General features: G+C 43.6%; 21 protein-coding genes and 1 pseudogene. 7 read left to right on the top strand and 15 right to left on the bottom strand.

Going from position 1 to position 25,453, the window contains the following annotated elements:
• Window positions 1-373: 373 nt before the first annotated feature.
• On the top strand, window positions 374-1,111 hold the full coding sequence (locus JMX48_RS02900; protein ID WP_413786340.1) for a hypothetical protein: 738 nt from the start codon (window positions 374-376) through the stop codon (window positions 1,109-1,111).
• A 124-nt stretch (window positions 1,112-1,235) separates the two neighbouring features.
• On the opposite strand, the gene JMX48_RS02895 is transcribed toward JMX48_RS02900, so the two are convergent.
• Both JMX48_RS02895 and JMX48_RS02890 read right to left on the bottom strand, forming a co-directional pair.
• Window positions 1,236-1,730, bottom strand: a complete 495-nt coding sequence (locus tag JMX48_RS02895; protein ID WP_201534070.1) for a pyridoxamine 5'-phosphate oxidase family protein — start codon at window positions 1,728-1,730, stop codon at window positions 1,236-1,238.
• 61 nt (window positions 1,731-1,791) lie between these two features.
• Window positions 1,792-2,286 carry a pyridoxamine 5'-phosphate oxidase family protein gene (locus tag JMX48_RS02890; protein WP_201534068.1) on the bottom strand — a complete coding sequence of 165 codons (495 nt, stop codon included), beginning with the start codon at window positions 2,284-2,286 and terminating at the stop codon, window positions 1,792-1,794.
• Window positions 2,287-2,743: 457 nt separating this feature from the next.
• Here JMX48_RS02890 and purL point away from each other — a divergent pair, with 457 nt between their 5' ends.
• From purL to JMX48_RS02870, 4 genes and pseudogenes are all read left to right on the top strand, one after another.
• Complete coding sequence (gene purL / locus JMX48_RS02885) at window positions 2,744-6,781, top strand: phosphoribosylformylglycinamidine synthase (RefSeq protein ID WP_201534065.1); 4,038 nt, start codon at window positions 2,744-2,746, stop codon at window positions 6,779-6,781.
• A gap of 162 nt (window positions 6,782-6,943) precedes the next feature.
• Window positions 6,944-7,279, top strand: a complete 336-nt coding sequence (locus tag JMX48_RS02880; RefSeq protein WP_201534062.1) for a type II toxin-antitoxin system RelE/ParE family toxin — start codon at window positions 6,944-6,946, stop codon at window positions 7,277-7,279.
• Complete coding sequence (gene nadS / locus JMX48_RS02875) at window positions 7,269-7,550, top strand: NadS family protein (protein ID WP_201534059.1); 282 nt, start codon at window positions 7,269-7,271, stop codon at window positions 7,548-7,550. The genes JMX48_RS02880 and nadS overlap by 11 nt, the downstream gene beginning before the upstream one ends.
• A gap of 53 nt (window positions 7,551-7,603) precedes the next feature.
• A pseudogene (locus JMX48_RS02870) lies at window positions 7,604-7,765 on the top strand (phosphoribosylformylglycinamidine synthase subunit PurQ); the annotation flags it as partial.
• A gap of 141 nt (window positions 7,766-7,906) precedes the next feature.
• On the opposite strand, the gene JMX48_RS02865 reads toward JMX48_RS02870, so the two are convergent.
• The 13 genes from JMX48_RS02865 to JMX48_RS02805 form a co-directional block, all read right to left on the bottom strand.
• On the bottom strand, window positions 7,907-8,398 hold the full coding sequence (locus JMX48_RS02865; RefSeq protein ID WP_201534053.1) for a hypothetical protein: 492 nt from the start codon (window positions 8,396-8,398) through the stop codon (window positions 7,907-7,909).
• A 47-nt stretch (window positions 8,399-8,445) separates the two neighbouring features.
• Entirely contained in the window at window positions 8,446-9,081 is a 636-nt protein-coding gene (locus tag JMX48_RS02860; protein WP_201534050.1) for a hypothetical protein, read from the bottom strand.
• A gap of 355 nt (window positions 9,082-9,436) precedes the next feature.
• On the bottom strand, window positions 9,437-10,462 hold the full coding sequence (tdh, locus tag JMX48_RS02855) for an L-threonine 3-dehydrogenase (protein ID WP_201534046.1): 1,026 nt from the start codon (window positions 10,460-10,462) through the stop codon (window positions 9,437-9,439).
• A gap of 221 nt (window positions 10,463-10,683) precedes the next feature.
• Complete coding sequence (gene kbl, locus JMX48_RS02850; RefSeq protein ID WP_201534043.1) at window positions 10,684-11,874, bottom strand: glycine C-acetyltransferase; 1,191 nt, start codon at window positions 11,872-11,874, stop codon at window positions 10,684-10,686.
• Window positions 11,875-12,152: 278 nt separating this feature from the next.
• Window positions 12,153-12,899 carry a pyridoxine 5'-phosphate synthase gene (locus JMX48_RS02845; RefSeq protein WP_201534041.1) on the bottom strand — a complete coding sequence of 249 codons (747 nt, stop codon included), beginning with the start codon at window positions 12,897-12,899 and terminating at the stop codon, window positions 12,153-12,155.
• Between the two features lie 172 nt (window positions 12,900-13,071).
• Window positions 13,072-13,941, bottom strand: coding sequence for an N-acetylmuramoyl-L-alanine amidase (locus tag JMX48_RS02840; RefSeq protein WP_201534038.1), 870 nt, complete (start codon window positions 13,939-13,941; stop codon window positions 13,072-13,074).
• Between the two features lie 56 nt (window positions 13,942-13,997).
• Window positions 13,998-14,480: a DUF2247 family protein gene (locus tag JMX48_RS02835; RefSeq protein WP_201534036.1), complete on the bottom strand. Its 483-nt coding sequence runs from the start codon at window positions 14,478-14,480 to the stop codon at window positions 13,998-14,000.
• A gap of 65 nt (window positions 14,481-14,545) precedes the next feature.
• Window positions 14,546-15,904 carry an APC family permease gene (locus JMX48_RS02830; RefSeq protein WP_201534034.1) on the bottom strand — a complete coding sequence of 453 codons (1,359 nt, stop codon included), beginning with the start codon at window positions 15,902-15,904 and terminating at the stop codon, window positions 14,546-14,548.
• A gap of 272 nt (window positions 15,905-16,176) precedes the next feature.
• Window positions 16,177-16,962, bottom strand: a complete 786-nt coding sequence (locus JMX48_RS02825) for an MOSC domain-containing protein (RefSeq protein ID WP_413786333.1) — start codon at window positions 16,960-16,962, stop codon at window positions 16,177-16,179.
• Window positions 16,963-17,160: 198 nt separating this feature from the next.
• Window positions 17,161-17,574: a ribosome silencing factor gene (gene rsfS / locus JMX48_RS02820; RefSeq protein WP_201534032.1), complete on the bottom strand. Its 414-nt coding sequence runs from the start codon at window positions 17,572-17,574 to the stop codon at window positions 17,161-17,163.
• A gap of 131 nt (window positions 17,575-17,705) precedes the next feature.
• Window positions 17,706-18,587: a nicotinate (nicotinamide) nucleotide adenylyltransferase gene (nadD, locus tag JMX48_RS02815; RefSeq protein WP_201534030.1), complete on the bottom strand. Its 882-nt coding sequence runs from the start codon at window positions 18,585-18,587 to the stop codon at window positions 17,706-17,708.
• Window positions 18,588-18,935: 348 nt separating this feature from the next.
• On the bottom strand, window positions 18,936-21,083 hold the full coding sequence (pta, locus tag JMX48_RS02810) for a phosphate acetyltransferase (RefSeq protein WP_201534028.1): 2,148 nt from the start codon (window positions 21,081-21,083) through the stop codon (window positions 18,936-18,938).
• A gap of 129 nt (window positions 21,084-21,212) precedes the next feature.
• Window positions 21,213-22,445 (bottom strand): acetate/propionate family kinase, encoded by a 1,233-nt coding sequence (locus tag JMX48_RS02805; protein ID WP_201534026.1) that lies wholly within the window; start codon window positions 22,443-22,445, stop codon window positions 21,213-21,215.
• Between the two features lie 961 nt (window positions 22,446-23,406).
• Between JMX48_RS02805 and lptM the strand changes: the two genes are divergently transcribed.
• Window positions 23,407-23,724, top strand: coding sequence for an LPS translocon maturation chaperone LptM (gene lptM, locus JMX48_RS02800; protein WP_201534024.1), 318 nt, complete (start codon window positions 23,407-23,409; stop codon window positions 23,722-23,724).
• A 90-nt stretch (window positions 23,725-23,814) separates the two neighbouring features.
• The gene (gene lysA / locus JMX48_RS02795) at window positions 23,815-25,197 is read left to right on the top strand and encodes a diaminopimelate decarboxylase (RefSeq protein ID WP_201534021.1); all 1,383 of its coding nucleotides are present in this window, start codon (window positions 23,815-23,817) and stop codon (window positions 25,195-25,197) included.
• The last annotated feature ends 256 nt before the right edge of the window (window positions 25,198-25,453 follow it).

Below are 25,453 nucleotides of genomic sequence, written 5' to 3'. Positions count from 1 at the left end.
CAGTGGTTTTATACGACTGGCGTTTTTTTTATTTTTATAATCAAATACACGCAATGCAAATGATAAAGTCATTAAAAAATGAAAGTAGTAACGATCCATAATCCTTTGGTCTAAAGCTCATTTGACCATAGCATTCTTGTTTTTTCAATTTTCTTTGATTAAGACGTTCGGTTTTGTAGAGAGCCAAAACACTTTAATTCTTGCTTGTTTACGTTGTTAAGATATACTGAAAAAATAGTAAAATATGTAATACGGTATCGATGGACTAAACGCTCAACTAAGTGAGGGATAAAACATGAAATTATCTTCGAAACAGTCGTTTGCTGGTGTTTTATTACTCGGGCTGTTAAGCGGCTGTTCATCATCGCCAACCATGCAAAAAGAAAACGCAGATGTGGCACAAAGTACGACCGCCGAGCCGAGTCAAAACGAATCAAAGCAAGATAGCTCAGCAAACATGCAAGCCGACTCAGCGCAAGCAGATGAGATGCAAGATGCCACTGAATCAGAGCGTTTGGGTACACAGTGGGGTGATGACGTGGACTCACAAGCAACTATGGTTGATCTGCGCCGTGTTAGCGAAGAGCCTGTTGCGCAAATGCAGGTATCTTATGCTGATAAGAGTTATAGTGGTCGTGCGGTAAATAGTATGTCGCTAATCGCGGGAAAGGTTGAGTTTTCAGCAGCGACTGACAGTGGTAAATTACCACTTTATCGTGATGCTGGTAATTACTATCTGCAAGGTAAAGCAGGCCAAGCCTATCGTCTGCACTATCATAATAATAGCAGCAACACTTATGAAATCGTTGCTAGTGTCGATGGTTTAAATGTGCTCGATGGCAGTGCCGCCAGTCGCTATGATGCGGGTTACGTTTTGGACCCCAATGGAGATTTGGTTATTGAAGGTTTCCGTAAGAGCGAGAGCGCCGTTGCTTCCTTTATTTTTAGCAAACCAGACAATGCTTATGCGGCGAACACTGATACGGGTTCTATAGAGAATACAGGGATTATTGGTACCGTCATTTATGAGATCTATGATCCTGCTGAGCCAAAATCAAAACAGCCAAAAGCGTATCCAGCAGATGACGGCTATGCTAAAGCACCCCAATAACCCTATCGTCAATTTAACATGAATTAAATAAACCATAAATGTAGATAAAAAAACGCCAGTCGCATCAAGCCACTGGCGTTTTTTCTGCTTCTAATTACCTTGCTTCTACCTAACTATTAAAATATTACAACTCTATCGAAAAGTTCTCATCGAGGCTTTTTTTGATGGCAGTATCTGTCACTGCCGCTGCTGTCATTTTAAAAGCACTGGTGATGGCATTGCCATTCGCCCAATACTCAGCGCCATGCGGAACAACTTTGATCAGCTGGACTTTTGGGTCTTCTTTGCCTTTCTCAAAATACGCATTGTACATGGGCGACCACAACTCATTGAGTTTTGCTTCGTCTTCCACCAGCTCGGCTTTACCACTAATAGAGAGGTATTTTTTGCCATCTTCGCTGGTATAGGCCAAGTTCACTTCTGCATTCTTTTCAATACTACTGACGGTTTCGCTAGGGGTGTGACCGATGAACCAAATCTCTTTGGCGCCGATGCTGGTTTCAGTGGTGTTCATTGGGCAAGAATGCAGATGATTCTCGTCATTGCGCGTGGTCATCATGGTGTATTTGATATCTTTTACCATTTCTTGAATGGTGTCCATTTGCGCTTGTTTATTCATTATAGTCGTCCTTGTTGTGATGAGTCGAAGTTAGGAGAATTGCTCGTTCTTTATTTTTTATTTATAACGATACGGAGAATTGCTCACCAACGTTTTCGGCTGTTTTGCCGTCTTGTAGGGCAGCTGCTGCCATCTTAAACATATTGACAGTAGAGCTACCGCTGACCCAGCACTCCGCACCATGGGGAACGACTTTCATTAATTGAACGTTTTCATCTTCTTTGCCATGTTCAAAAAAGGCGTTGTAAACAGGTGACCACAGCTCATCTAATTTGGCTTTGTCTGTGACCAATTCTGCATTACCGCTGATAGAGACGTAATTTTTTTCGTCTTGGCTAGCATAAGCCAAACCGACTTTTGCATTGCTTTGCAGATCTTTATAAATGTCTGATTTTTTGTCACCGATGAACCAAATCTCTTTGGCACTAAGGTTGGCTTCACTGGTGGTCATTGGCCATGCGTGAAGGTCGCCTTTGTCGTTAATCGTAGTCATCATAGCAAATTTGATGTCTTTAATGACTTCTTGGATTTTGTCGATATTCTCTTGCTTACTCATAGTATGTCCTTAATTTATTAAAATTCTTAAGTTATTTCTTAAGTTATATAGTCAGCTAAAAATAAAACGGTTATACAGACTTAAATGCGCTACTGGTATAAATTTTACTTGCTTGCTGCTATCACAGAGGCTGCGCAAAATTCATTCCAGTAGCGCTATGTTCTTTTTCTAGTGCATTGGCTATAGTCAGATAGTGCTGTTTTAATTATTGGCTCTTTCCATATTAGCTGGTTGTAGAATAGCGATAGGTGGCTATGTATTTATATAGGTTGCCCGTAAGGCGATGTGAGTGTTTGTAAAACGTATGAGGGTTAGGTAAAAAATAGCTTTGAGATTGTCGCAATTTGTTAGAGATTTATCTTGGTTTAGACCTGCTTCTTATAAGGCTTCTTGTTATAATACGCAAACCATTTACTTAGCATGGCAGAGATGCCTTGATCTTACGGATTATGCCTTTATGATGACCATCGCCGGACAACCGTTTCTTACCGATTTTCAGACGCAGCAACTCATCAGTCAGTTTCAACAAAAAACCGAGCTAAATGTTAGCCAAATCAGTACACAGCAAGTGTATGTGCTATCACGCGAATTAAGTGGTGATGAGCATAAAAAAGCCTTGGATCTGTTAGGAATTCATGAAGGAATTGACTGTCTAGCCCCGCAAGACAATCAGCTGCAGGTCATCGTTAGTCCGCGTTTTGGTACGATTTCGCCATGGGCAAGTAAAGCGACCGATATTTTTAACAACTGTGAAATTGCGATTAATCGTGTTGAGCGTGTGATTGTTTATACGCTAACGATCGATGGCGATGTTAGCGAAAGTAAGCTGAGCGCAACACTACCTAAAGCCGCTGAGCAATTGTTATTTGATCGCATGACCCAAAGCTTGGTTTATGATTTAAATGATGTAAATAAACTGTTTGATGATCAGCAGCCAGCGTCACTCAATCATATTGATGTCATCGGACAAGGTCAATCGGCACTAGAATCAGCGAATACGACATTTGGTTTTGCGCTATCAAGTGAAGACATTGATTACCTCATGAATGCTTATGTCAATGAGCTAAAACGCAATCCAACCGACGTCGAGCTAATGATGTTTGCACAGGCCAACTCAGAGCATTGCCGTCACAAGATTTTCAATGCTGAATGGACCATTGATGGCGAAGTGCAAGGCAAGTCATTGTTCCAAATGATCAAGAATACCTATAAAGCCAATCCGCAAGGGATTCTGTCGGCTTATAAAGACAACGCGGCAGTGATGGCAGGGTCTGAAGGCTGGCGCTTTTACCCGATTCCTGTTGCTAATACTGATGATGCTTCAGACTTCAATTCTGCTCATATTTATGATTTTCATCAAGAAGAAATCGACATCTTAATGAAAGTCGAAACTCACAACCATCCAACCGCGATTGCCCCTTATGCAGGCGCAGCGACGGGTGCGGGTGGTGAGATTCGTGATGAAGGCGCAACGGGTCGCGGCGGTAAACCAAAAGCAGGTCTGACAGGCTTTCATGTATCGCATTTGCATATTCCAGAGCTTAGCGAAAAGTGGGAGCAATCTGGTCAGTTGAGTACGCAAGATTATGGTACGCCTGATCGTATGGCAACCAGTCTTGAGATTATGACCGAGGCACCATTAGGGTCAGCCAATTTCTCCAACGAGTTTGGTCGTCCGAACCTATGCGGTTATTTCCGTAGTTTCCAGCTTGATACGTCAGCTGCCAAAGACGGTAGCGAGATGCGCGGCTATCATAAGCCAATCATGCTGGCAGGTGGTTACGGCAATATCAAACGCAACCTTATTGAAAAAAACACCATCCAACAAGGGGATTTATTAATCGTCCTTGGTGGCCCAGCGATGCAAATTGGTTTGGGCGGCGGCGCGGCGTCTTCTGTTGATAGTGGTTCACTAGATGAAGGCTTAGACTTTGCTTCTGTGCAGCGCGATAACGCGGAAATGGAACGTCGCTGTCAAGAAGTGATGGATCGCTGTTGGGCGCTGGCGGGCAATGACGTCGATGCCAGCAATAATGGTAAAGACGGCAATCCAATCGTCTCGCTACATGATGTTGGGGCAGGTGGTCTATCGAATGCAATGCCAGAATTGGTCAATGACCACGAAATGGGCGCGCATTTGAATCTGCGTATAATTCCGTCGCTAGAAGCGGGCATGTCGCCAATGGCCATCTGGTCAAATGAGGCACAAGAGCGTTATGTGCTAGCGATTCGCCCAGAAAGTGAAGCGCAGTTTGATGCGATTTGCGCCCGTGAGCGCTGCCCGTATGCCATCTTGGGCACGGCAACGGATATTCGTCAGCTGATCGTTGATGATGAACTATTGGCAGAGCAGCCTGTCGATATGCCGATGCAAGTATTGCTTGGCGGTACACCAAAAATGCAACGTAGCTTTGAGCGTTCTGAGCGCACCTTACCAGCCTTAGCGCTTGATAACGTTGATTTGGCTGAATCAATCAAAGATGTCTTGCGTCATCCAACCGTCGCTAGCAAATCATTTTTGATCAGCATTGGTGACCGCTCTATCACGGGTATGGTTGTCCGTGATCAATATGTCGGTCGTTATCAAGTGCCCGTGGCAGATTGCGCAGTAACCGCATCAGGCTTGCTTGCTATCGATGGTCAGCCAATGAGCGGTGAGGCCATGAGTGTTGGTGAACGCACACCTGTTGCGCTTATTAGCCCAAAAGCCTCTGCGCGTTTGGCAGTTGGTGAAGCTATTACTAACATCGCGGGTGCGTGTATTACCCAGTTATCTGATATCACCATGTCAGCAAACTGGATGGCAGCGTGTGGCGACGATACCGAAGACGCGGCATTATTTGACGCGGTATATGCGATCGGTGAAGAATTGTGCCCAGCTTTAGGTATCGCCATTCCAGTGGGTAAAGACTCGCTATCGATGCGTGCCAATTGGACGGATAACAATGAAGGCGACGCGAAAGACAAATCAGTCGTCTCACCAATGAGCTTAGTGATTACGGCTTTTGCGCCTGTCGTTGACGTGGCAAAAACGCTCACGCCAGAATTGATTAACGGCGATAGCGCGTTCTATCGAATTGATTTATCTAAAGGACAATTACGCCTCGGTGGCTCAATCCTTGCGCAAACATTGAGCCAATTAGGTAATGACTGCCCAGACTTAGCACAGCCTAGTGATTTAATCGATTTCTTTAACTTTATCCAAGCGGGTAACGCGCAAAATGTCATCAGTGCCTATCACGATATCGGTGATGGTGGTTTACTAGCGACTATTGCAGAGATGCAATTCACCAGTCGTCAAGGTATCAAACTGTCATTGACTGATGATAACTTACTCGGTCAATTATTCAGCGAAGAATTGGGCGCGGTCATCCAAGTATTGCCAGAAAACGTCGCCGCGCTCATGCAATTGGCAGAAGAGTTTAACGTTAGCGATATGCTAAGCCTCGTCGGTCAAAGCTCGGAAGAAGACAGCTTAATCATCCAAACGCCTTTGCACATGGGTGATGACACTCTACGCTTTAGCCGTAGCGAGTTGCAACAAGAGTGGAGTCAGGTCAGTTATCAAATCGCTCGCCGCCGTGATAATCCTGCGTGCGTGCAACAAGAGTATGACTTGATTGCCGATACAAACCATAAAGGCCTGATCGCTGCGCCAAACTTCGATCTCAACCAAAAGGTCGAAGAACCGTACTTAAACAGCCGTGCCAATTCAAACAGCAGTAAACCAAGAGTTGCTATCCTGCGTGAGCAAGGCGTCAACGGTCAGATAGAGATGGCAGCAGGCTTTACGCAAGCTGGGTTCGAAGCGGTCGATATACACATGAGCGATTTGCTCAATGGTCGCATCAATCTACGTGACTTCGACGGTTTGGTCGCTTGTGGTGGCTTTAGCTACGGTGACGTCTTGGGCGCAGGCTCAGGTTGGGCGAACTCTATCTTGTTCCATGACGAATTACGCATGCAGTTCGTGCGCTTCTTCGCCCGTCCTGACACCTTTAGCTTGGGCGTCTGTAACGGCTGTCAGATGATGGCGCAGTTAAAAGACCTCATCCCAGGTGCGGACAACTTCCCACGCTTCATCGCTAATAAATCGGCGCGTTTTGAAGGGCGTACGGTCAATGTCAAAATTGAGCGCACTAAATCGATCTTCTTTAAAGGTATGCAAGACAGCATCTTGCCTATCGCTGTGGCGCACGGTGAAGGCTATGCCACATTGAACACCACCGAAATCGATGGTATGGCAAAACACGGTCAGCTCGCTATGCGCTTTGTCGATAGTCAAGGTCATCCAACCGAGACGTATCCGCTCAATCCAAACGGCTCGCTTGGCGGTGTCACGGGTCTGTGTAGCACTGATGGTCGCGTCACCCTTATGATGCCGCATCCTGAGCGTAACCTAAAAGCCTATAACCATAGCTGGAAACCAGAAGCGTGGGATGAGGATGGCGCGTGGATGCGGATGTTCCGTAATGCGCGAGCTTGGTTGCGTTAAGACTTACCAAGACAGTCTGAGTTATTTTAGATAATAAAAAAGGTGGGCGTAATGCTCACCTTTTTTGTGTTTATGATATTTAGCTCAATTAGATTCAGAAAAAATATGTAGATAAGTACTTCAATGACGTATATAATGAGACATGAAGATAAAGGATATTGAATGTTACATTTTATCGAAACGCCAATATTTACTAAGCAAGTACTGAAACTATTAGATGATGAAGCTTATAGAGAGCTGCAGGAAAATCTAATCAATAATCCAGAACAAGGTGATTTGATTCAAAGTACAGGAGGCGTTCGAAAAACCAGATGGGCACTTAGCCAAGGTAAGAGTGGTGGTATTCGGATTATCTATTATTTTGTAAATAGTCAGGGCATATTTTTTATGCTGCTAGCTTATCCGAAGAATAAACAAGCCTCTCTATCAAGCGAAGAGAAGTCTAGTTTATACAAACTGACTCAACAAATTAAAGAGGTATATAGCCATGAGCAATGAATTTTACGATGATTTATCTACATCACTCAATCAAGCATTGGCGATTGCTAAAGGGCAGGCTCAGCCTAGCCGCCAGTTTACCCATGACATGCCCAGTATTAAGGAAATAAGAACTAAGACAGGGCTATCGCAACAGCAGTTTGCCGATAAACTTAATATCAGTTCGCGTACCTTACAAAACTGGGAGCAAGGTACTAGAAACCCAACAGGGGCTGCGGTTACATTAATGCGCTTATTGAATAAAAAGCCTGAGTTAATTGCCGAGGCTTGATGGTTTACTGTAGCTAATTTTGTTTTTGCTATTATTTTGGTCGTCCTCCTTGCGGTGTTATGAGTCTGTGTAACATCAATGGTCGCGTCACGCTCATGATGCCGCATCCTGAGCGTAACCTAAAAGCGTATAACCACAGCTGGAAACCAGAAGCGTGGGATGAGGACGGTGCGTGGATGCGTATGTTCCGCAATGCGTGGGCATGGTTGCGCTAGGCTAATTTGAATTAATTTTAGATAATAAAAAAGGTGGGCTTAGGCTCACCTTTTTTGGTCTTAACTATTATCGCAATGGCGCTGGATAAAACTATATCTAAGTTTCATAGAAAGAAAAATATTCTGATAACTAATCAGTTGTTATCTTATACATTCGATGTTGCGATCTAAACTTACTTTTTTAAGAAGATCGAACTTTTCCGTTTCCATTTTTTGTTTGTAGGTTTGAGAGCGCAAATACCCCGATGTTTTATTATAAAAGCTCACTTGCGTTTTGCTCTCATCAATCTCAGAAAACACGGTATGTTCTGACACATTAGCGCCTTCTACAACATTCAACGTCGCTAGTTTATTTTTTCTATCTAGGTTTGACGAGACGCTTATATCAGGCGTGGTATTGGTGATGGTGACTGGCGTACCATTCGTATAAACGGTGATAGGGTAACTGACGCCACGTTTTGTTGCACAGCGTAAGTAGTAGTCTTTAGCGTTGGCATAGGCATCTATATAATTGACAGGCAATTGAACCGTTTGCGGTGTAGTTTTTTCTAACTTATCTAAATTATTTGTTGTAGCACAGCCAACAACTGAAATAGGTAAGACAAGTAGAGAAATTATGATAGCTTTATTCATAATGCTAAATCCATATACAGTAAAGTAAAAAAATGAATGAAACACCATTAATTAATTTTTTGAGTGATAATTTTATCTTTTAAGATATCAACTTCTTTACTGATAATTTCATCTTTTAAGATAACGGAATCTCTATCCATTCTTGAGAGTCTATCGTCTAGCTCATAGGTATAAATATGAATGGATATAACACCTTTGTTCGCTTTAAGAACACTAATATAATCGGTATTAGGTTTGTAATCTACCTTAGGTAGCGTTATATCACTTCTATTCCGAGCTGTTATCTGACTAAGCTCGACAACATGCTCACCAACTGGTATTTTTACTTTTGCCACCGCCATTTGAGCAGCATGAATATACCATCCAGAGCCGAATAAAGAATTAGAGTACTTCTTTACTGGTATACCATCAACAGCGTAAATACCATATGGATTAGGAGCATATCGACCCTCAGTTCGATAGTCTCGAACCATCTGTAAGTTACTAAAAGTTGCGTATTCTGTATTGTCGCTAGTCATTAACTGATTAGAATAAGCCTCTATCTTTTCAGAAGGTGACAAGCCACTAACGTTCAGTTTAGAACTTGAATCAACAGTAGTTGAAGAGGTGGGAGCGTTTGTAGTAGCGCAAGCGCTGAGTAAAGCGGTTGATAGAACAATACCAAATAGATACTTCATTTTCATGGTTTCTCTCACATGTAGAATAGACACTCTTCAGTGTTTTAATTGCATGATTTTCAAAGCTAGCAATTATCTATGTAAATCAATCTTTACAAAATCTACTTTATTATAATTTGTATATATACTGTTGGTATATCTAATTATTTAGGGCGTGCACTATCATTCATCGTCAGGTGAATTGAGTACACGCCCTAACCTATGATTATTCGTTAAACATAGCATTTCAATCAAACTAATTCCCATCGCGAAGCTTTTCTATCTCTCTCATCACTTTTCAATACCCGAAAAAAAACGGCACTAAAATCAGCGCCGTTTTATGAGTTATGACAATTTAAAAGTTAATCACGAATCACCAAAATCAATCCCAGCTTAAAATCACCTTACCGCATTGCCCACTTTCCATGATATCAAAGCCTTCTTGAAAATCATCAATGTGCATGCGATGGGTAATGATGGGTGTCAAATCAATACCGCTAATCAGCATTTGCTCCATCTGATACCACGTCTCCCACATCTCGCGGCCATAAATACCTTTTAGGGTTAACGCCTTAAAGATAATCTTGCTCCAATCCACCGTGGTGGTGTTGGGTAAAATGCCCAAGAGCGCAATTTTAGAGCCGTTATACATGTTACTAATCATCGAATCAAAGGCCTGAGGCGAGCCTGACATCTCAAGCCCAATGTCAAATCCGTGCATTTTTAACGTATCGATAGCGCCTTCGATGGTTTCCCCTTTGGCTGGGTTGATGGTCATCGTCGCGCCCATTTTTTTGGCAAGCTCTAGGCGATAATCACTGATATCGCTGACCACAATATTACGCGCCCCGGCAAATCGGCAAATCGCCGTTGCCATTGACCCAATCAGGCCTGCACCCGTAATCAGCACATCCTCACCCAGTACAGGGAATGAAAGGGCAGTATGAGTGGCATTGCCAAAGGGGTCCATAATGGCTGCCATCTCATCGCTGATACGCTCGTCGAGTTTCACGGCATTGTCGGCAGGTATCACCAAATATTCGGCAAACGCCCCATCGCGGTCAACGCCCACGCCGATGGTGTTTTCGCACACATGTAGCTTACCACGGCGGCAGTTGCGGCAATGCCCGCAGGCGATATGGCCTTCGCCTGTGACTCGGTCACCCACTGCAAAATGCTTTACACCATCGCCCACTTCGCTAATGATACCGACGTATTCATGTCCGATAATCATCGGCGTTTTGATGGTGTTTTGTGACCACTCATCCCACTTATAAATGTGCAAATCTGTACCACAAATGGCGGTTTTTTTAATTTTTATTTTAACGTCATTGATGCCGACTGTCGGTTCTGGCACGTCTTGCATCCAGATGCCTTTCTTGTCATGGGCTTTAACCAGTGCTTTCATATTTTTCTCTTATTTAGCTGTTTTTATAGTAAGTCTTAAATAAAAAGGATACTTTATATCGTAACGCGTAACGCGTAACGCGTAACGCGTAACGCGTAACGCGCAACGGGTATTAATTTTTCTTGCGTGCTGTGTCTACGCTGACAGAGGCTGCAAAAAATGAATCCCCGTTGTGCTATATCTTTTTAATACTGGATTGACTGCAGAAGGTAAATACCACCCTAATCAATCACTTTCATTTGCTTGGCGACTTTGATAAAGGCGGCGATACACTGGTCTAGCTGCTCGCGAGTATGGGCGGCAGAGAGCTGGACACGAATGCGAGCTTCGTCTTTGGGTACGACAGGGTAAAAGAAGCCAATCACATAAATGCCCTCGTTAAGCAGCGCCTCTGCCATTTGTTGAGAGACAGTGGCGTCATAAAGCATGACCGCACAAATAGCCGATTTGGTGGGCTTGATATCGAAGCCCGCCTCTAGCATTTGCTTAACGAAATAGGCGGTGTTTTCATGCAATTGGTCTTGTAGAGTATTGTCTTGCGCGAGTATCTCAAAGGCTTTTAATCCAGCGGCCGCTATCATGGGCGGAATGGAATTTGAAAACAGATACGGGCGTGAGCGTTGACGGAGCAGCTCAATCATTTCTTTTTTACCCGTCGTAAAGCCGCCAATAGCACCGCCAAATGCCTTGCCTAAAGTACCCGTGATAAGCTCGATATCACCACGTAGATCAAACAATTCAGTCACGCCGCCACCAGTGCGACCGACGACGCCTGCTGAATGACACTCGTCAATCATGACCATAGCATCATATTTTTGTGCCAACGCATAAATCTCATCCATCGGCGCTACATTACCATCCATTGAAAACACGGCATCAGTGACAATCAAACGAAAACGCTGTGCTTGCGCTGCCTGCAGTTGAGTCTCTAAATCTTGCATATCCGCATTGGCATAGCGGTATCGCGCCGCTTTACACAGGCGCACACCATCAATGATTGAGGCATGATTTAACGAATCAGAAATAATGGCATCCTCGCCAGTTAGCAGTGGCTCAAAGGCACCGCCATTGGCATCGAAACAGGCCGCATAAAGAATCGTATCTTCGGTATTAAAAAACTTAGAAATCGCCGCTTCTAATTGCTTATGCAAATCTTGCGTACCACAAATAAAACGCACCGATGACATACCATAACCTGAGTCTTCAATGGCTTTGATCGCCGCCTTTTTAATCTCAGGATGGTCAGACAATCCAAGATAATTATTGGCGCAGAAATTAAGTACCTCACGGCCATCGGCGATTTTGATGAGCGCATCTTGTGGGGAGGTGATGACGCGCTCGTTTTTATACAATCCTGCTGCGCGTATATCGCTGATTTCTTGTTGTAAATGCTTTTGAAAGGCTTGATACATAAAGATTCCTTTTTTAATATTGTGAGGGCATATCCTCAATTCAAACGATAATATCTAAATGGGCTAAAAATAGCTAAATTTTGCCAAGCATCGTTAAATAGCTTATCAATATCTCGATATTATTTGCGCTATTTTCCTCGTTTAACTGCAATTTATCTCATTTTTATGACCATTTTTACAATGAGGACACGCCCTAGAGTCTGCTTGATGATGCAGATATTAATAATGCAGGTTCTAAGACAGCAGATAAGACCAGACTATTTTATTATTAATGCGGATTAAGCACAAATTGCCAAATACTGACGCACCACATTATGCATCGCTTGCTCCAGTGATTCAATCGTAAACGCATGACCGATAGACACCTCAGCGATATTACCAAGACTGAGCAACTGGGCCAAATTCTCTAAATTCAAATCATGACCGGCATTGACGCGAATACCGTTGTCACTGGCGAGGTTGATACAGTCGCTAAAGCGTTGCTTCACTTCATTAAAAGTAACATCGTCATCATTGTCACCAGTATCATAAGCGCGCGCCCATTCTTCGGTATACATCTCTATCGTTTGTACGTCGCTATCGATGACCGCTTTGATTTGTTCGATATCAGGATCGATAAATACCGCGCAGCGCGTACCAAAACCTTGCAGCTCACGACTCAACGCTGACAGCATATCTTTATGTTTGATGATATCAAAACCATGGTCGGAGGTTAATTGGTCTTCGCTGTCGGGCACGAGCGTACATTGATGCGGTTTGACCTCACGAATCAGCGATAAAAACTGCTCGTTCGGGTTGCCTTCGATATTGAATTCGATGTCTTTATAATCGCTTAAAAACGCACTGATATCATAGACATCTTGGTATCTGATATGACGCTCATCAGGTCGCGGATGCACAGTAAATCCTTTGACACCTAGATCAATTAACTTTTTTACAAAGTATAATAAGTTAGGATAATCGGTGCCGCGAGAATTTCTGATTAATGCCAGTTTATTCAAATTTACGCTAAACAAGGTGCTCATAGTACGTCCTTTTTCATTGTTGTTATGTCCGATAATAAAACATAGACTTTATATTATCACGCGTGACTGGTATAAATTTTTCTGGCGTGCTGTGTCTACGCTGACAGAGGCTGCGAAAAATTAATACCAGTCATGCTAGTTACTTTTTTAAACTGCCTATATTTGTATCGCTTTAATAAAAATCATCACGACCAGCATACTTCATATTGAGCGCCTGTAATATCGCATAGGTCTCGCTATCCATCTTACCCGTGGGTTGCTGCGACCTGAAATGCAGCTGAAAGGCATAGATGACATCGCGACTGGGCTTATCCCACTCGTCACTGTTATTGATTTGATAGCCATATTTGCGAAAGGCTTGCTTGATTTCCTGCACGCTTGGCGCGACCAAAGTACGCCGATTCATAATTTCTTGCTTGTCCGCCTCATTATACCAAGCGCCGATACCATACTCTTTATATAATCGCTCCCAAGGAAACTTCGCGCCAGGGTCAATTTTGCGCGAGGGTGCCATATCCGAGTGACCGATGATATTTTTGGGTGAGATGTCATATCTCAGTGCCAAATCTTGTACCAGTTGCGCGACCTTTTTGATTTGCAATTCATCAAACGCGACATAATGCTCATAAGGATGATAGTCCATGTCGCCCTTCTTTAGCGCATTTCTATATTGAGGTTGAATCCCTGCATTGACGATTTCGATACCGATTGAGGTGTCATTGAGAATGGTTCTGCCCGCAAATCCGCCATCCCCTGCATGCCAAGCGCGCTCGCTCTCTGGTACTAAGTTATAAATTTTATCATCGTCAGTATCTAAAATAAGATAATGCGCACTCACATTGCCCGTAGTCAACGTTTTGATTGATCGGTCATTATCTGAAACCGTATAGTGTAGGACAATGGTTTTGATGCGCTCGCTTTTGCCAGTTGCCTGATAGGTATCGCTATCTATGGTATAACGCGGCGCTGTCGTGGACACACAGCCAAACAGCGGTAATGTCAGGCATAAGGCTAACGCAATCGAGGTAATATTTTTTGCCATGAAATGCTCTGTTTAAGAATGATATCTTTCAAAGGGGTAATTCAGATTGAAGTGTTTTAAGATTCTATTAAATGTCTATAAGTATTTAAATAGTCCTTCCAGTTATGCAAGATATTGTCATAGCCTAGCTTGTCAGTATTACCATGAGCAGGCATATAACTTATGAATCTTTCCATATCTACAGGGTAACCGAAGTCAGCATAGACTGTATCGATTCTATCGTAATCAGCACTACTATTTTTTCTATTTTCATAGAGCCAAAGTAATAGAATGTATCTCCATTTACTGCGTATTAAGTCATTCTCTCGTTTTACGTCATTACTAACATCAGTGTTTATATATGAATCGTCTAATAAAATATTAAGCGCTAACTCCAGCAGATTTTCATCATCAGGGTATTTGCTTAATGATATATCGACAATTTCACCTAAGTCTTTTAAATAGATAAGTTCATACTGGATAGCAAAATCAACTTCCTTAGCAGATAGTAGAATATTATTTTTTTTCAAAAAAGAAAAAGGAATGCTTATATTTAGCATAATGACTCCTTATTTATATATTCTTTAGGTGAAAATGAAGCCTTATGAAAATGCTATCACTTGCATTAAACACTGCTTACGTGTTCGATAGAAACAATTCTTTTATAACCAATCGCACCTAAAACGATAAACACCGCTAATAATATATAAGCATTCAACGATAACGCAGCGGGTGAAAAGGGCAGCAGTAGCAGCGATATAAATATCAGGCTAATCAATACCGACAGATAATTTAACAGACCCGCTTGATTCTTTTTGCGCTCATTGATGAGATCAGCAGTGGTGACATAGGCAAAGCCAACGGTAATCCCGAGTGAGGCCATACTCACAATATCGAGCAAATAGTTTCTGCCCAGCCAAGGTGAAAACAGACAGACTACAGCGATTAGTATCACCGTTTTAATCTTACTAAATTGACGGTTTTTATCGGTAAAAATACGGGGTAATAAAGACGAGTCGCTCATCGATTCTAATAACTGAACGGAAGACAAAATAAAGCCGTTGATACCGCTAAGTATCGAGCCAATCATCGCAATGGATAACAGCCAAATGCCGACGCTACCGATACGATTTTTTATGCCTTCACCCGTCGCCCAATTGCTGTTTTCGATGTTTTGATAGTCAAAATTCATATTGAGAGCGGTAAAGTAATTGATCACAAAATAGAATAAAACTCCAGCGACTAGTGAGATTAAGATGATACTTTTGGTCTTGGTTTTTGAGTCGCTAATCGCTTTGGAAATCTGCGGCGTGGTCTCAAATCCAACGTACGCCCATGGCATCACAGCGAGGATAGGCAACCAGACCAAACTGGTGATCGAGCTGCTTTGCATGTCCGTGGGCAAAAACGCTTGTGTCGTTGGCGTCGCCCAAAGAGACGCGAAAAACAGTGCAGTGACCGAAATAATCATAAATAGGGCGATATACAGCTGGATTTTTGCGCCGACCCGCATCCCTTTTAAGTTGATGTAGCTAAATAGAATAATAGCGGCGCTACACAAAAACACCTCGCTCGCATAAACTTCCCAACCAGCAATCGTGTACAAATAGCCTATTTGTAGGCTGCTTGGCAGCAGGTATCTTAATAATAACGCGACCGCTGATATGTTGAGCGCGACGATAGAGATATAGCCGATAGCGACGCCCCAGCCGTAGACATAAGCGTGTTTTCTATTGAGGTATTTCTCGATCCAATAAATACCACCTGATTCGTTTTCTGGCGTTTGGGTTAATAAATTGATATAAGCGCGCGCGACCATATAGATGGCCAAAGTACCTAGGATAATGGCAACCGATGAGCCTAAGAGGTGCGACTGTGGCAAAAATAAATCACCGGGCAGTACATAAGCGCCCCAACCGATAATCGCGCCGACGCTAATCGCTATCGCTTGTAGATAGCTGATACTATCCGTATTTTCGCTCATCGAGTCCTCCTTGACCATTAGAAAATAAGAGCGCCCCATATGGCTGATATAGTCGATTCACTCTAAAAGCAAACAGTGATGCTGGGGTGAATTTTGTGAAGCCTCTGGAGTGCAAAGCGCACAGCAAGCGAGTAAAATTTATCCCAGCAGAACACCACATCTAGCGTCTCTCTCTTCTATAATAAACTGACTATAATATCGTTATGATGGCGTAAAAATGTTTGTTATCAATAAGAAAGTCATCATAACGGTTTTTTCTGAGTAATACTTTCTCAATCCTGTTGTATCTTTTTAGCCAAAACCTTTTTCCAACTGTCCTCTAAACACTCAATGTCGAGCCACGGCTCAATCACTGTTGCGGCAAACTTCTCCTTTGAATTGGATAGTTGCCACAATGTTTCAAGGTTAGCAAACGGATAAGGACGTTCGATTAAGTACACGGGCAAATCAGTGTTAATCATCCCATCACGTACGACTTCAAAGTACCAACCAGCGATACCTTGCTTGCTGACCCACGCGGCAATATTTGGCACTTTGGTAAATTGTCCGATTTGGTCATTGATTTTGTAGCACGGTCGTCGCGGCTGTACGATGCGTAACTGCACGCTGTCGCTATCATCGCTCGCATCACCTTTATTTTCAGCGTTTTGCTCATTTCCATACTGATAAACGTCACCAATACAAACTGTAGATTCGTCCATCTCAGGCAGACCATTGACGGCTTCGGTCGTGAGGTTTTCACCCAACGTGCCGACACGCACTTTTAAACCAAATTCTACGTTAATCTTTTCGTAAGTCGCTGGTGGCAGTTGATGTACCGCTTTCAATGGGCCACCATGATGCTTACGATCGGCTTGCTCATCGGTCGTTAAGCCCATAAAGTTGACGGCGACGGGTGCTTTGATGGGCGCTTTATCGATGGCGCTCATTTCTTCACGGGTGAATGGCATGGCCTTGCCAGCACGGACACAGATTAGCTTGGCGATATGGAGAGGCAGGTCTTTATTAAAGTCCATCTTAGAATTTTGTATTAGCGGCTTAATAGATTCTGAACTCATTGGATATCCTATAAGATAGTTATTCTCATAACCAAAAATTGTTTGAATAGTGCCGTTATCTTAGCCTAATCGTCATTGGTTTTCAGCTTATTTACCTTATTCATCCCGTTAAGTTTTTATCAATACTCAGGCACAAAAAAAGACCAGAATATGTATTCTGATCTTTTCAATTTCATACCATTATTTTAACCAATGATATTATTTGTTTTTGTTGCGGCGACCAGCAGTTTTCTTTTCGCGCGGTACAGCGACTAGCTCAGCCAACTGTTCCGGTGATGACCATAGGCCTTCTAAGTCATAAAACTCGCGCGCTTGTGGCGTCATCATATGGACGACAACCGCGCCCAAATCAATCAACGTCCAGTCAGAGTCGATACCGCCTTCGCGGCCAAGTGGCATAAAGCCGCCTTGCTTCGCTTCAGCGCCGACACTGTCAGCCATCGCGCGCACATGGCGTTTTGAGGTACCGTCAGCGATAACGATGCGTTCAGTTACGTCAGTCAAATCTTCTACATTTAATACGGTGATATTCTTTGCTTTCATATCATCTAGCGCGTTTTGGACTAGATTTAAGCACACGGTTAAGCGTTCTTCGGTCATGGTGTTGATCATAAATTTTAATCTCTTGAATCGTCAATATTAAAAATAAAAAGGTAAATCGTTAATTTGGATTGTCCAGCTAACCATTTGTCGCCAGTCACGTATACAGACAAAATGGGCAAAATGACAAAGATAAGGTGATTTTAACGGAATTGAGCAGCAGAATATAGCTGATGGGCAATAATATATTGATAAACAGCAGGATTTAGCCATTTAGCGAATGGATTGGATTCATTATGGCGCATGATATCATTTATTGATGGTGTAGATGTCATTTGCCTCTCGGCTGAAGAAATTATATTCACAGGCGCTTTCGTTGATTCTAGCTGCTGGCGTATTTGTGTACTCGATATCGCTGCAACAGGATGCGGGTCTATATAGATGTGTCCTTGATGGACGTTTTTCAAGAAAGCGTTATCGGTCAGCATTTGAGAAGCAGGCATCATCAAGTCAGTGGGCGAATCGATAACCAAATGTTGTAATTGCTTGGGCAGTTCGGCCCGAAGGGCATTCACATCTTGCGTTATCAAGCTTTTATCACTATCAGATACGCCATTACGATTAAAAATCCATAGATTGACATAATCAGTCAGCCTAAGTCCTTCTTTCCATTGATCCAAACTCAGAGCGCTGTCCATGCCGATGATAAATATTAAATGGTCATTTGGATAACGTTGCCTCAACGAGCGCACACTATCGATGGTATAGACAGGCGGCGCTTGCCACAGCTCCAGCTCGTCAATTTGTATCGGAGTATTTACGGTTGCCAGCTTTAACATAGTCAGACGATGGTTGGGGTCGGTGCTTTTTTGCTTAAAAGGCGAGCGGGCGTTTGGTAATAATGACACATGCAGATCACGATGTTGCTGCTGAGCGATTGGTAACAAACGCTGATAAACGGTCATCGCCATTTGTAAATGACCGTTATGTACGGGGTCAAATGAGCCGCCCAAATAAGCGCGAATGGTTGGCGCGTTATGAGTATTAGCGTTTTTATCATGGCGACTATGGACAGTATTTGGCATAAATAAGGGCGCAAAAAAGCAGGAGAGAAAAGCGCTATTGTAGAGTGTGTGTCGGCAGCTGTCACTAAAAGCCCAAAAAAGCCATAACATTTTTAGGGCATGTCATCAATTAGCACACTTAATCATTTAATGGTCTTAAAATGGCTAAACTTTGCCAAACATCGTCAAATAACGGGTTAATATCTCGGTATTATCTGCGTTATTTTCCTTGTTTAACTGCAATTTATCTCATTTTAAGCCTCACAATCTAAATGATGACACGCCCTAGGAAAAACGCTCAAGAAAAAACCGACCATCATGACGATAGTCGGTTATACACAGGACAGCTACTCACAAATTTTAAAGTGACTAAACGAGATCACTTTCGGCTTGGATAGCAGTTAACGCGATGGTATAGATAATATCATCGACCAATGCGCCACGTGATAAGTCGTTTACTGGCTTATTCAACCCTTGCAACATCGGCCCAACACTGATGACGTTGGCACTACGTTGTACCGCTTTATAAGTGGTGTTACCCGTGTTGAGGTCTGGGAAAATAAAGACATTGGCTTGTCCAGCAACGGGCGAGTCGGGGGCTTTTTGTTTACCGACGCTCATGACTGAGGCGGCATCATACTGTAGCGGTCCATCGACTTTTAGATTGGGCGCACGCTCACGCACGATTTGGGTTGCACGAGTGACTTTTTCGACATCTGCACCTGCACCTGATGAGCCAGTCGAGTAGCTAATCATGGCGACTTTTGGATCAATACCAAAGGCGGCGGCAGATTGCGCGGATTGAATAGCAATCTCAGCCAGCTCTTCAGCATTCGGATTGGGATTGATGGCACAGTCACCGTAGACGACGACTTGTTCAGGCAGCAGCATAAAGAAGACAGACGATACCAAAGAGTATTGCGGTGCGGTCTTAATTAGTTGAAACGCTGGACGAACGGTATTGGCAGTGGTATGAATCGCACCAGAAACCAGGCCATCGACTTCGTCCATCTGTAGCATGGTGGTGCCTAGATACACGGTATCTTTTAGGTATTCAGCCGCGACATCTTCGTTGGTTTTGCCTTTGCGGCGCGCTACGACGGCAGCGATATATTTGCTCATATCGAGGCTATCAGGGTCGATGATCTCTAGACCATCTGGAATGATTAAGTCGCGGTTTTTGGCCACTTGCTCGACATCGCTACGCTTGGCAAGTAGGACACAATTGGCGATACCGCGGCTTTGACAGATACAGGCAGCTTCGACCGTACGCGGTTCAGACCCTTCTGGCAACACGATGCGTTTTTTGGCATTTTGTGCTTTTTTGACCACTTGATGGCGAAAGGCAGAAGGAGACAAACGCGCTTCATGCTTGCGGCTAAAATATTCTTTAATCCAATCCAAGTTTAAATGCGCCGCCACGTAACGCGCCACTTCTTCAGCACGTGCTGTGTCATCACTTGGAATCTCAGAACTCATATGCATCAAGCTCTGTACGGTCTCATAACTGTCGCTTTCGACACTCATCACAGGAATGCCTGTTTTGAGTGCTGATTGCCACAATTCAGCAACAGTCGCACTTGGTTCAACGCCGCCTGTAAGCACCAAACCTGCCAGCGGGATACCATTGATACAAGCCAATCCAGCCGCCAATAATAAATCATCACGATCACCAGGAACGACGATAAGAGTGCCACGTTTGAGCACTTCATCAACGCGGGCAACCGATCGAGCCGTGAGGCTAATACGATTGATACGACGGGTTTTTGCTTCCCCTACGTTGAGCCATTTGGCATCAAGCTCCGAGGCGATGTCCCAAGTGCGCGGCACGGATAATGAGTCGCTAAAAGGCACTACGCCGATTAAACGGAACAGTTCAGTGTCGAAATGAGGCGATAGGCGCTGGACTTCTTGCATGAACGTCTCGTCCAAGCTAACCATCGCTTCACCAGGAGCGACAGGTTGAGTCTCAAAGGTATTTGGGACATTGTGTATGCGCATCAAAATCACGCCGAGCGTTCGGGCATTGGCGATACCGCCGAACTCACGCGCGTGGACATCGAGCTTGTCCGCAAAATAGGCAGGTTTGCTGGTATCTGCTGTGCTGACAAAGATGATTTTGGCATCTAGCGCATGAGCAATCGCGCGGTTAATTTGTGAGGCGTAAGAGGTTTCAGTGGTCGGTACCAGCCCTTCACAGATGATCACATCGTGACCATCACCAATCGTATGATAATTGACAACCACTTCTTCCATCAGATCATCAATGTTGCCATCGCCAATCATGCGCTCAACACGCTGACGACTGATAGATTTGGGTGGGTTTAAACCAAAAGCATGCATGGTCAAGGCGCTTGAGCTGTCTAAGCTGCGCTGTTTATCCAAGGTGTCATCTTGCAAAAATGGCTTCATAAAGCCTGCTTTTATACCATTGTAGTCAAAAGCGCGAATCAGTCCGAGGGCGGCTGATGTGACACCAATACCGCGGCTGATGGGAACAAGTAAAATGGTTTGCATAGTGTATCCTACGGTTTATTATATTTTTAAAGCTCAATTCATCCTTGCTGAAATGAGTCACACGCTGCGCCTCTTATCATCTGCTTATAAGAAGCGCTGGCTCTAAACAACAACTAAAAACAGTTGCGTTTAGATTAAGCCCAAAGCCTCACGCGTTTCTTGAGCGATACGGCCTTCTTCATCTGTTGGTATAACCCATAGCTCAATGCTGCTATCGTCACTATGGAAACTGCCTTCGTTGCCGCCAACCAAGCTGGCGTTTTTATCCGTATCCACTTTGATACCGAAATGACGCACTACGTCCAAAATACGCGCACGTGTGGTTTTGGAGTTTTCACCGATACCGCCAGTAAAGACAATACCCGTCAGCTCAGGCAGCGCACAGCTTAGGCTGGCAAGGTATTTCCCGACGCGATAACAAAACATCTCGATAGCAAGTTGGGCATCTTCATGGCCTTCATTTGCGGCTTGTTCGATGGTGCGCAGATCATTAGACAAACCTGAAATACCGAGCAAACCGCTTTCTTTATTGAGCATGGTATCGATGTCTTCTAAGCTCATACCGAGCTGGCGCTTGAGGTGTATGTGTAAACTTGGATCCACATCACCACTACGTGTGCCCATCATAAGCCCTTCAAGCGGGGTCAGACCCATACTGGTATCGAGACTTTTGCCATCATAGACAGCAGTCGCTGAGCAGCCGTTACCTAGATGGGCGGTGAGCCAACCGTGAGTACCGCTAGCGTCAGTGATTTCACTTGCACGCTCTGAGACATAAGCATGAGAAGTGCCATGAAAGCCATAACGACGGATTTTATGTTCTTCATAAAGCGCTTTTGGTAGGGCATAGCGAAAAGCAACGGGCGGCATGGTTTGGTGAAAGGCGGTATCAAAGACCACCACTTGCGGAATATCAGGATAAATGGCCTGAACGGCTTCGATACCCAAGGCATGGGCAGGATTATGTAGCGGTGCCAATACTTTTAGACGCTTTACTTCATCCAGTACATGATCGTCAACACGCACTGCTTCAGAGTATTCACGGCCACCATGAACCACGCGATGACCGACTGCGATGAAGTGATACTGATCTAGTAACTCAAGAATTTTTTGTAGCGCTAACTTATGATTGCCACCTGGGATTGAAATCTCAAGCTTTTCACCGTTCAGTGTGGTGTGTTTGATACGGGCCGTATCGAGACCCAAGTTTTCGGCTAGACCTGTGATACGAGTTTCATTGTCATCGCTAATCAGCGCGTATTTGATGGAAGAGGACCCGCAGTTAAGGACTAAAGTAGGATTGGTTAACGTTGACGTTTCAGAATTTTTGTCATCAAAAGTGGTGGTTAGGCTGGCGCTCATATCTATCCTTAGATTATATTTTATAAATGGTGATTCATCATAGAGGAATACCGGTTAAAAAACAAAAACCAGCTAAATCCTTGCTGATATACGTTCAGCAAGTTTATTACTGATCTTAGTGACTTTTCTTATTTACTGATCTTAGTGACTTTTCTTAGTTAATTTTGGGCGGGCACTATTGATAAGTGCTTGTTAAATCGTGTGCTAGCGTCTTACCCCAATGCTATCAAAAGCGCTATCGAAATAATTCCTGTAGCGCTTCCTAGCAATATCTATATAACAATATAGTCAGTCTTAAATAAAAAGAGGACAACTATTATCACGTACTCCTAAGATAAATTTTTCTTGCTGGCTGTGCCTGCGCAGACAGAGGCGGCGCAAAATTTATCTTAGGAGCACTGTATTGATTTTATAGTGGATCGACTATAGTCGTATAGCATAGTCCCATAGTTTGAGCATAATGTAACATATTTTTTTGGCTATAATAGAACAACAATAAGGGTTAAAGCGACAGATACAGGCGTATCAAATACAACTGTACACCAATTTTCGCTAATGTTTATCAGGTTAGATCAAAAAAATGGCAGCCAATAAAAAATTGTAAGAAAAATTTTCTAAATGCATATAAACTGCTTTTAAATGATTAAGTGTGCTAATTGATGACATGCCCTAGCACATCATAGGGTAACTTTTTATATGTGATTGACCATAGTGAACCTTACATCACCTTTAACGAAATTTATAAGCCAGTGACGTCAGTATGCGCACAGCTTTATGTAATAATGGTATGATTCAAAGAAGCCCTATCGTCAGTTTTTAGAGAGGGTTTTAGCTGTTTGTTTAATAGCAGCACCCGACCATTTTTAAAACGAAGACACGTTCTAGTTGGCGACACCATTTTTACGTATTATCCGTCTTTTATTATACTTACACCGTTGCAAGGTTACAGGTTATCTAATTTATGCTTACTATACGCCGCTCTCCAAAAACCGCGTTTGCTCACGTCATTAATGTCAGTCGCCGTGCTGTTTCTACTGTCATCATCGGCAGTATTATTATGATGGGATTGTCAGGCTGCGGACAAAAAGGCGATCTGTATTTGGCAGACTCTAGTAGCCAAGCCGTTCAAACTAGCACCGATATGCTAGATAGCACCAGCAATCCACAAGATGCTGCATTTGCTGGTATTAATGATGACAATACTCAAAAAGCACCCGATGCTCAAACAACACCCGATTTTGAGCTACCAGAACCCAGTACCAATCCCAACGATTATTGATTAAAAATTTGCTTTTCAAAAGCGTTTTTGCGACTCTTTCTAACGCTTTGTTGCCAATCTTATTACCCTGAATAAATTAGAGATGTTTATATGAGCCATTCTGAGCCACAAACTGGCGAGTCCGTAGCCGCTGAGTCTGTAACTGTTGAATCTGTAATTACCCAAACTGAGCAAGGACTGTATATCGATCCCAAGGCTTTAACCGCCCATTTGCCCGCGTTACATTACCGTGATGATGCGTTGTATATGGAGCAGGTCAGTATTGAGGCGTTGGCCAAGCAATACGATACGCCATGTTATGTCTATTCAAAGCAGGCGATATTAGATGTTTATCAAGCCTACACCGATAGCTTTGCCAGCCTAAAGCACCAGATATGTTATGCAGTAAAAGCCAACTCCAATCTGGCCGTCCTAGATGTATTGGCACAAGCAGGTGCAGGATTTGATATCGTCTCGCGTGGCGAGCTGATGCGGGTACTGGCCGTGGGTGCTGATGCATCACGCGTGGTATTCTCAGGAGTGGGCAAAACTTATCACGATATCGAGTATGCGCTGACCCAAGGTATTGGCTGCTTTAACGTCGAGTCTATCAGTGAGCTGGCCTTAATAAATGAGGTGGCAAAGACACTTGATAAGTCTGCGCCAATCTCATTGCGCGTCAATCCAAACGTGGATGCCAAGACTCATCCGTATATCTCTACTGGGCTAAAAGACAATAAATTCGGTATCACCCATGAAGAGGCGCTCACGGTCTATCAGCAAGCAGCAGCGTTGTCCCATATCGATATCGTTGGTATTGATTGCCACATTGGCTCGCAGTTGACTGAGGTTGCGCCTTTCGTGGCGGCTTTGGATAAAATTATTGAGTTGATACATAGCCTACGCGAAACAGGGATCGAGCTGCGTCATATTGATTTGGGCGGCGGTTTGGGTGTGCGTTATATCGATGAGACCCCTGTGTCTATCGATGAGTTTGCTGCTGCGTTATTACCGAAGCTGAGCGCGCTTGGCTTGACGGTGTTCTTTGAACCGGGCCGCAGTATCGTGGCCAATGCTGGTATTTTATTGACCCAAGTCGACGTGCTAAAACCCACTGCCCACAAAAACTTTGCGATTGTCGATGCGGCGATGAACGACTTGATTCGTCCTGCATTATATCAAGCTGACATGGCAGTGATTCCTGAAACGCTACCAGATAATGGTTTGGACACTGAAGGTACGCAGGCATGGGATATCGTTGGTGCGATTTGTGAAACGGGTGACTTCTTAGCGAAAGATCGTTTGTTGTCTTTAGCTGCAGGTGATATTTTGGCAATCACTGGCGCTGGTGCTTATGGATTCACCATGAGTAGCAATTACAATTCGCGTCCGCGTGCCAGCGAAGTAATGGTATCAAATGATCGTCATCAGTCGATTCGTAAGCGCGAAACGATAGAAGCGTTATATGCAGATGAGATATTGTGGCAGGGCTAAATGGTGGCAGAGCTGAGTCGCTCATTTGCACACCAAACGGCATTATCAAAAATTTTGCTGTCTTTTATGAATAAAGAAAACCCATTGTAATCATAACAATGGGTTTTTTTATATCCACTCTGAATGTATATGATCAAAACTCCTTAAAACCGTTACGGTACAGCTGAGATCAATTTTTGTCGCCTCTGGCAGCAACGGCACAGCAAGCAAGAAACTTGAGTTCAGCAATGCATGATGTATTGACTTTGCTTTTCAC

Source organism: Psychrobacter immobilis (assembly GCF_904846225.1).
Taxonomy (GTDB): domain Bacteria; phylum Pseudomonadota; class Gammaproteobacteria; order Pseudomonadales; family Moraxellaceae; genus Psychrobacter; species Psychrobacter immobilis_F.
This window is presented reverse-complemented; position numbering and strand designations above follow the sequence as displayed.